This window comes from Achromobacter sp. 01N37 (assembly GCF_056399725.1).
The window spans coordinates 1-3453 of sequence record NZ_JBFTRX010000031.1 but is presented as its reverse complement, the minus strand read 5'-3'; the positions used below and the strand labels follow the sequence as shown (position 1 = coordinate 3453).

Below are 3453 nucleotides of genomic sequence, written 5' to 3'. Positions count from 1 at the left end.
GTTCACGTGCGGGGTCCCAGAACACGGGTGGCGTGCCGGACTCGCTGGGCATGATGTCGAGCAAGGGTGTGGAGCTATCCAGGGTCTCGGCGTCGGCCTGAACGGCGTACAGCTGCTGAATCGCCAGCAGGCATTGCGAGGTCAAATACGCGTAACGGCGCTCCGGCTCTTCGGACCACAATCGTTTCTGCGTGTAGGCGGCGAGCCGGACGTTATTGAGTTCTTCGGCCAGTCCGACAGGATCAGGCAGGATCAGCCCGCTCACGCCTTGCGGCAAGCGGTGTTGCCGTTCCATCAACGTCAAGTAGTTATGCATGCCTGCGGCTTGCGCCACGCGCGATGACCAGCCATGAACGCTGCCGAAGTCGTCGACGCCGCTGGCATATTCCGCCACGTGCTCGTTCAACAGATGCGCATGTTCCAAGGCCAGCGCCGTGCCGCCGGCCGTGGGATCGTCCCGCAGCTTCGGCAAGTCGACGATGACAAACCGCTGGGGGTAATCGGCATTTAAGCCCTTGCCCGACTTGTACGCGTCCAACACGGCCGTCGGCCAAGGGTCTTGGGAATACGCGATCCAGGCGACCTTGTATTCATCAATGTCGATACCGATGAAGGACGCGGGAAGATTGTGCGCCGCCTGGACGCAGCGCTCGGCCAATGGCGCGGGCTCGGCGCGGGGCATTTCATAAGGATTGAAGTGCCGCATATGGCCCGCATCAGTCACTTGATAGGCGTGCCACACCCTGCGATCCAGCAGCACATACACATAGCCCTTGCGCATGATGCGCAGCGATTCTTGCAGACCGGAATGCGACAGGGCACGGCGGGCGCGTAAGAACGGACTTTTAGACACCACCGCCGGGCGCAGCAGCAGGATCGGCACGCCGTTGCGTTCGCAGGCGTTGCAGCTGCCCGGCGGCAAGGGCATGGTTTCTTCGACGATGTCGATAAGCTGTTGGCTGAGCGTCATGCGCTTTCCCCCGTTTCGTTCAGGTAGGCGGCAATGCGGCTCCATGCCACGTCGCCGTATGCGACCAGTACGCCGGCTGCGTGTCCGGGCGTCGCGCGAACCAATGCGTCACGCAACGGTTCAAACCTCAGCAATTGCGGATGAATCGTCTCTTGATGCAGGGCGAGCGCGAGGAGGTCATTGCTATCCGTGACGCCGCGTTGACGCGCCTGCCGTATCAGGCGGAATGCCAATGCGGCGGCCTGCGGCGGTAGCAGCGTCTTGCCTTGCCATCGTCGTGGCGCGAACGGCAACGGCGCTTGCAATGTTCGGCGCCATGCCGCCAGCAGCAACGCAATAAGCGTGGCCTCCCTCTGCGCATCGCGCGCAATCGGCGGGACGTCACACGCCTCGCCCGGCGCACCGCTCACCATGGCGATTTCGCCCCAGCTGGTCGGCAGCAACCATGCACGGATCGGCCACAGCGCACTGCCCAGCGAATCCGCCATCGATGCCGCCAGCAGCTCCAGGCGCAACGGTTCGAACCACGGCGACACGCCGCCCGAGGCGCTGGCGGAAAACGTTAAACATCGCGCCGCGATGTGCTCGGCCAAGGCGTCGGCGGACAGCGCGCTCAGCAAACACCCGCAGCCATATCGCTTGCGATAGCCGGTCTCGGTCAAAGCAAGCCGTTCCGTAAGAGCCAGAAGATCCGCGGCAGGCGCGAGCCCCGGCCCGGCGAATCGAACCAGAATCGGACACGCCCCAACCGTATGCGCCAGGTCCGGCCTGGGGACGCTGACAAGCGCGTCATCCCCCAAGGCAGCGGCCAGCGATGACGGGCTTAGTGGATGATCCGGCGCACAACCCGCCAACGGATCGACGAGCAGATAAACAGAATCTTCCGGCGCTCTGTGCGCGGCGATTCGTTCCGCGATGACAGAGGCGGTCATCACGAACGTTCCTGGCAATCCGCCAACAGGCCTTCAACTGCCTGGCCCGCCATGGAAACCGAGTTGCCAGCCCCGCCCGATTGCGAGATGGGGCCCTTCAAGTTGATTGCCACGCCTTCAAAGGTGATGCCGCCGCCATCAATCGTGATCGTCCCGCCCGGCCCCTTGATGACAGCGTGCTCGGCAGACTGCAATTCATACACCACCGTCTTACGCGCAATCCGCTGACCCGCGTGCAACTGATGATGCCCCTGCACCATGTGTTCCACATTCCCGCCGGTTTCAATCCAGTGGTTCGCCGCGGTCTTGTCGCGCCGGTTGTTGCCGACGTCTTCAGTCCGGTCCTTGCCCGTCATCACCGTGTGATTACGCCCGATCGTCAGAAAATCATCCTGGCCGATGTCGTGACGCCGGTCGTGCCCGATGTTTACTTGTTCATCGTTGCCCACGGTTTCCTTGCGGTCGTGGCCGATCACGATGGTCTCGTCGTGCTCCACCTGTTCGCTGCGGTCATGGCCGACGAAGGTGGTTTCGTTGTGGTTCACATGGATGTTCTGGTCTTTCTGCGCATGCACGTAGATCTCTTCCTGATCTCGTTCGTCTTCAAAACGCAGCTCGTTATAGCCATCGCCTTTATGCGTCTGGCTTTTGATCGTCATGCGCGTTTTGTGGCGCGGCAGTTCATACGGCGGTGGGTTGATCGAGCGGTGCGTGCGGCCCGTGATGATCGGCTGCGAACTATCGCCATCCAGAAAGCTGACGATGACTTCTTGCCCGATACGCGGAATGGCCATGTGGCCCCAGCCCGCGCCCGCCCAGTTCTGCGAGACGCGTATCCAGCAGGAGCTGTGTTCGTTGTGCTGGCCCAGGCGGTCCCACGGGAATTGCACTTTGACGCGGCCGTAGGCGTCGCAGTAGATCTCTTCGTTGGGCGGCCCGACCACGCTGGCGATCTGGGGGCCGTCGACTAGCGGCTTATAGCTGGGTTCGGGCTTCCAATCGACTTTGTCGGGCACGATATCGGCCGTGTAGTGATAGCGCGTGCCGTGTTCCGCGCCCGCGCCGTCTTCTTCCTGGCTGGTGTGCTGCACGCCGTGATGRCGCATGCGCACGGGCCGCCAGCCGTGGTTCCAGTCGTCACGCGGRTGYCCGGTCAGGTCAAACGCCACGCCGGGTATCAAGCGCGCATCGTCGCCTTCYACTTGCGCCATGCGCGCATCGCGGCGCAGKCCCAGCARSCGGCTTTGTGTGAAGGGCTTGCCGGCTTCGTCGCGCTTGTAGCGGCCGGGGTAGTCRTAGCGTTCGTAGCGGCGGTCTTGGTGTTGMARGTCTGACGCGAYGTGCGTGTGTTCTTGTTCGTACTGCGGGTGCGTGTAGGTGTAGTCGCGCTGGGTCTGGCGGGCGGTGCGCAGCTGCTCGGTATAGGTGAAACGATGCAGCGCGGGCTGAGCCGGGTCGCCGCCTGCAAGCGGCACGTATACGACCGGGCCGCCGGCGATTTCGCCGTGGATGTAGATGCGGTCGCCGTGAATCAGCCGATGGCTTTTCTCG

The 3453-nt window shown here is 63.0% G+C and carries 3 protein-coding genes; all 3 read right to left on the bottom strand.

Going from position 1 to position 3453, the window contains the following annotated elements; genetic code table 11:
- Positions 1-970: T6SS effector BTH_I2691 family protein (locus AC1DSJ_RS30025; protein WP_476760462.1), on the bottom strand; the 970-nt coding region annotated here is incomplete at its 3' end.
- Positions 967-1902 (bottom strand): hypothetical protein, encoded by a 936-nt coding sequence (locus AC1DSJ_RS30020; protein WP_441372755.1) that lies wholly within the window; start codon positions 1900-1902, stop codon positions 967-969. The genes AC1DSJ_RS30025 and AC1DSJ_RS30020, both read right to left, overlap by 4 nt.
- Positions 1902-3453 (bottom strand): type VI secretion system Vgr family protein (locus AC1DSJ_RS30015; protein WP_476760461.1); only part of this gene is annotated, 1552 nt, incomplete at its 5' end. The genes AC1DSJ_RS30015 and AC1DSJ_RS30020, both read right to left, overlap by 1 nt.